Source organism: Okeania sp. SIO2F4, from assembly GCF_010672385.1.
Taxonomy (GTDB): Bacteria; Cyanobacteriota; Cyanobacteriia; order Cyanobacteriales; family Microcoleaceae; genus Trichodesmium.
Genome location: NZ_JAAHGT010000653.1, coordinates 1 through 5,627 on the forward strand (window position 1 = coordinate 1; position 5,627 = coordinate 5,627).

Sequence of the window (5,627 nt, forward strand, 5' to 3'; positions counted from 1 at the left end):
AAACTATTGTGGTGAAAGTCCCTATCAGCAATGCTAGGGAATCCCGCGCTATCTCGTAGAGCAGTGTCGGGAGGATGTCAATAAGTACCTGGTCATAAATAAAGTTAATTTTGAACAGAAGAAGTTAGGTAGGAGAGCTGACTGTTAAGGGAAGTATCAGCGATGTGTTGGCGACTTACTTTCACAATGTTTTGGGGAAATTTACTTGCTGCAGTTATTTGGCATTAATTTTGCCTACCTACTTCAAAGGTTCTATTACTCTCTCAAACATTGAGTCTGATATAGCGCTACCCATTAAGATTAGGACATTTTTTCTATTCCCTATTACCTTTGAGCCTAAATTTATTGTCCCAACCAATTAACTTAGTGTTATACAAGATAAATAGAGAAGTTCATTAATGGATAATGGATAATTGATAATTGATAATTACCTCTGGTTAAAACCGCACGGGAATTGAATATAAGGAATATTTTCTTTGTTTTCCCCTATCCAAGGGGAGGCTTTAAACCAGAATTATTTAATTATTAATTATTAATTATTAATTATTAATTTTTCGGTAATCTTAGGCAAGAAACACAATGAAGAAAAAACAGGAATCATCCTTGTGGAAATCAATAACTAACAAAGCATCAGAAGTCAGAGAAAATCTCGGCAAGGAAGTATCTAAAGCCAGTAAATCAATCAGCGAGCAAGCCTCAGAAGCAGCTAAAAAGAAAGCTTCAGAAATGGAAGAAGTTATCAGTAATAAAGCATCGGATGTTAGTAAATATTTCCGAGAGACTGCCAAAAAATCTACTTTAAAAAAACAGCAAACTAATTCAGAAGTATGGCAAGAAACAGAAAATAATTTAGAACAAGAAGAAATATATCATATCTTTGTTGGTTATCAGACTGCTAATCAGGGAGGTACTCAGAAAGTTACTATTAAATCAGGTAAAAGCTATAATGTAAGAATTCGCCCCAATAGTACGGAAGGCTCGACTTTACGACTACAAAAATGTGGTTTACAAGGTAATGATGCTTTCCTAGTTTTACATACTTTTTATAATCCCGAATTAAACCTAGACCGCCGGATAAATAGTTTAGTAATTCGTGCATCAATTTATGAAAGAAGTAAAACTAGATGTTTAGAAGCTTATAACAGAATTAATTCTGGTTTATATACTTATGATTTGGCAGCACTCAATTTATTAGATTTTATTGTAGAGTCATCAAATATAGATTCACTGATTGGTTTACGCTACAGAATTGCCAGTGAAAATTCTCGGTGGGTTGGCATTAATAAAGGTTTGGAACAAGTTTTAGATTCTGGCAATTTAATGGAAGTTGAAAAGCATAATTTGAAAGGAATTTATCTATATATTAAATCTGGAGAACCTTTACCTAATTTAGATAAATTTAGAAAGTTAGATGCAATTATTTTAAATTCAGCGATCGCCAGGGATCTAAAAGATCAATATTTATTAGCAAGTGCAACTTCAATGGCGCTAAGAATAGATATGTTAATCGTAAATTTGATTTATAGTAACCCAGAAATAGATAATAGTAAGCATCGTAAATATTTATCTGTTTATCAACAACTTAGGGAAGGTGCAAAAGTAGATAATGGGATTATAAAAAATTTAGATAGTGTAATTTTTCAAGCTGAAATTCCCAGGATTTGTAAAATTGTATATCAGCTTTTAAGAGATAGATATTTTGAATCAGATTTGAAAGTAAATAAAAATGATTTTCACACAGTTTTTCGCAAATTGAAGAAAGCAGAAAATTTTGTCAAACAGATGGAAAGTTCAGAAAAAATTACAAATAGGTTTGGTAATATTGCTGTTCAAAAAGGTATGTTAATTGAGGGAGTGGATGATGCTGTAGTTAGTGGTGGTGTTGGGGTATTAGCAGGAGTCAAAGTATTGAAAGGTGGAGAAGCTTTAATGGGAGCAGTAGGTTTAGTAGCGATCGCCTCGACTTTGGAAATGAGTATAAAGGAAAAAATTAAATTAGGAATTACTGAGGAAGGTAATTTTTCTGGAGAGGTTGCTTATAGTGGAATTATGAATGCTATTAATCAAGTTAGTTGGGTTATTGGTGATGGAGGAGAAAGAAAGTTAGAGCAGGAACTTGATATTTTTAAGCGGTTTAAGGGGAATCAAAATAGAAAGCAAATTTTGCAAGAGTTGGAAACTAAGTTGTATAGTTCAAATCCATAATATTTTATTGATTAAGTTATCCAATCTGAAAAAGTAATTGCTTTCGACGTCTGCTGAAAGTTTCCATTGAGAAGTTTTGTACTCTACAGAACGAGTATGTTTTTTGAACTTAGGAATACTTTTTTTACCTTTAATCCTTTTCTGGCAATTATCATAAAATTTTGGATTAACTCAGAAGTATGAATAGCTTCATATATTGCTTTGTATTGTTCTGGTTTAGCTTGAGCTTTAAACTCATAAATTATCATTTGGCTCGACCTAAAATATTTATCTTTATACTTTAAACTATGGCATAAAATCTTCAAATAGATAACATCGAGTTATCTATTTTAATCTTGGGGAGTTTATGTTTCCTCGGCGTTTAACGCGCGGGTTTTTATAACTCCCCAAACCCGACATTGGATAATACTATCAATAATTCAGAGTGATTTTTTTATAATATGGGGTTTAGTAACCAAACCCCGACAGTTTAGTTTGATAAATATGATGATTCAACTTACACCCTATAACCGTAATTTTTCGCTTCTATTTTATTTATACTTCGACTATTATATTCTGAGAATACTGAACTAATTGAATTAATATGTCAGAACCGAGAAAGCCACTACATCCTGTTATTTCTTATAACCATATACTATCTGAACTTTCTGTTAATCGTGAAGATCCATGTGAAGTTATTCGGGAATTAATTTCTAATTCTTATGATGCTAAGGCTTCTCAAATTAAAATATATCCACTTTTACAAGAAAAAGGATTTATATTTTTTGATGATGGTATTGGTTTAAGTGAAACAGAAGAAACTAATGGTATCACTCCTTATCGTGCGTTTTTCTCAATTGGAAGAACTACAAAAGTTCCAGGAGACTCTATTGGTTATAAATGTCAAGGTTCTAAACTTTGTTTTGCATCTAAAAAAATTACTATTATTACTAGATGTTCAGGTGAAACTTCGTGGCGATACATATCAATAGATAATCCCCAAAAAAATCTTAATGAATTATTTGATATTTCTTCTCAGGTTGATGATAAACCTTGGGATACTCTAAGTGAACTTTTTCCTAGACCAAAAAATCCAACTAAAAATATACTTAATAAATTAAATCAAGATTTTTTTACTAATGATTTTAATCGTCAAGGAACAATGATTATTGTTGAGGGATTAGAAGTTCAAGACTTCTCAGATTTTTATTCTTCAAATGAATATGGAAAAAATGAATGGTCTTATTTGAAGAACTATATCCGCTTCAATACAAGACATGGCGACATGAGAATACTGAGACCTAGCTATACAGGTTTTCCTAAAGAGAGAGAAATTTCATTTAAAGAAACTATTGGATACAACGATCGATGTAAACTGTTTCTATGGTCTATGATTAGACATAATAAATATGGGTTATATGAAATTAAGCCAGGATATCCTTATTTAAAAAAACCTGATGCCACTGAAAAAATCAAAACTCCTAATCAATTATCCAGTCTTTATCATGGTCATTTTTCAGGCCGTTATTGTTCTACTTTTTTACATGAGGAAATAACTTATTGTATTACTTTAGCAATAGATGGAAATAAAAGAGCATTAGATAAATATCCAGAATTAGGTAGAAAACGCCATAGCAAATCTGGAATTAAATTAGTAGATCAAAGAGGAACTTTTATTTCATCTGAAGGTGTAAAAATTTGCCCTTACAACAAAATTTTTGAGCATCCATCATTAGAAAAATATTCCATACTTGCAGATAAAAAAGCTCAATCTCATTATATTTTGATAATTAATGGTAGTTTTAACGTAGTGACAAATAGAAATTCTTTGACTGATGCTTCTAAACAAATTTTAAAAGACAATTCATTCCTAGAACATATAAAAAATTTTTTAGATGAAGCTCAAGATGAAGCTCAAGGAAAAGTTCCTGTTTTTCGCGAATTGATTGAAAGATTAAACAAGGAAAATGAAGAAACAAGATTAGATACGTATCGTCAAAAATTAGATAAGCTTAAAAAAGGTATTCAATATAGAACAAGATTTAAAGTTAACAATATAGAACAATTAAAAGATAAATGGATTGTAGAACCAGAAAAAGGAGAAGAACATTGGGTTGGAGCATTATATACCATGTTTTCTCATCTAGTTACTGTTGACTCACCTTATGCAAAATTATGGGTACGCCCAATAACTTTTCGTGGTTTTGGTATCGATAGTATAGCTCTTCCTTTAGAAGAAAATACTTTCAAATATACAGCTTACAAAGGACTAGAATATAAATACAATTTTTCCGAAGCTGATGAATATAATCATCCTTTTACTGTAACTAATTTTATAGTTTGTTGGGATATACCTGAAGTTCCAAAACAGGGAGAACAAATTAAGGATGCTTATGGATATTTTGGCTATGTATCTTTAACAGAAGAATTAAATGATATTGGTTATGAAATTGTTGATATTCAAAGTCAAACAGGTGAAACTCATCCTCAAAATATTAAAGTAATTAGCTTGCAAAAATTACCAGATAAAACTTTTGATTGTAAATGGACTACTCCACCAAAATAACTATCTTCTAATATGTAGAACTATAGTTTTTTTTGTGTAGAGGAGTTGTCTCTATTTGCTAGAGAGTAGACCTGCTTAAGGTCGCTCTTCTCTAATTCCAGGGATTAAAATAATTTCTATGGAATTCTTAACTGGGAAGACTGTGTTATTATTGGGTTGTTCAAAATCTATAGGTAGATAAGCCCACCTAAGCAAAACATCTCTTTGTCTTTTGCCTAGTTGAACAGTAAATAAACTATAGCGCTATAGTTTCTCCGCTAAATATTTTCTGATTATTTGACTACTCAAAAATTATCAGCATCGTCCTACCCAAGCAAAACATCTTTAAGACAATTTAATTGATCAAACCTAACAGTAAATAAACTATAGCGTTATAGTTTCTCCGCCAAATATTCGGCGTTGCTGAAATTTAATGGTCAGTAGGTCAAGGTAAAATCCGAAAAGATATTTTTTGGCGTTGGTAAATCAAGAGATTAAACTTTAAGAGTAATCTGTTTCTAATACCTCTAAATATTTAACCAGAGTAAGTGATGGGTATCAGCTAAGCGTAGAAAATCATCCCACCAATTACCAACGCCTATTTTTTTGGTTAATGCTTAATCTAAAAATCATTACTATTCAGCAACGCCAAATATTCTATGATTAATAGAGTATCAAAATTAGAACTGTGAAATTACTATTTTGATTTTCCTTTGATTTATCTCAACGTTGGTCCTTGACCCGCGCTCTCCCGCAGGGGAGCGTCGCATGGGAAAACCAATCAATGTTGTGGTTTCACATATAATATGCTACAATGTAAACATTGACAAATAAACAGTAGATGGTCGAAAAAGCGTACAAATTTAGATTCTACCCAACTCCTGAACAGGAAAATCTG

At 31.5% G+C, this 5,627-nt stretch carries 4 protein-coding genes; 3 read left to right on the forward strand and 1 reads right to left on the reverse strand.

Annotation, left to right across the window (positions count from 1 at the left end):
* Positions 1-579 precede the first annotated feature (579 nt).
* On the forward strand, positions 580-2,205 hold the full coding sequence (locus F6K22_RS29665; protein ID WP_293106443.1) for a hypothetical protein: 1,626 nt from the start codon (positions 580-582) through the stop codon (positions 2,203-2,205).
* 83 nt (positions 2,206-2,288) lie between these two features.
* Here the strand turns inward: F6K22_RS29665 and F6K22_RS29670 are convergent, their stop codons facing one another.
* The gene (locus F6K22_RS29670) at positions 2,289-2,453 is read right to left on the reverse strand and encodes a hypothetical protein (protein WP_293106446.1); all 165 of its coding nucleotides are present in this window, start codon (positions 2,451-2,453) and stop codon (positions 2,289-2,291) included.
* Positions 2,454-2,788: 335 nt separating this feature from the next.
* Here F6K22_RS29670 and F6K22_RS29675 point away from each other — a divergent pair, with 335 nt between their 5' ends.
* Together F6K22_RS29675 and F6K22_RS42585 are read left to right on the forward strand one after the other, a co-directional pair.
* Positions 2,789-4,750, forward strand: a complete 1,962-nt coding sequence (locus F6K22_RS29675; protein WP_293106449.1) for an ATP-binding protein — start codon at positions 2,789-2,791, stop codon at positions 4,748-4,750.
* An 820-nt stretch (positions 4,751-5,570) separates the two neighbouring features.
* On the forward strand, positions 5,571-5,627 hold a 57-nt coding region (locus F6K22_RS42585), incomplete at its 3' end, for a helix-turn-helix domain-containing protein (RefSeq protein WP_363273500.1).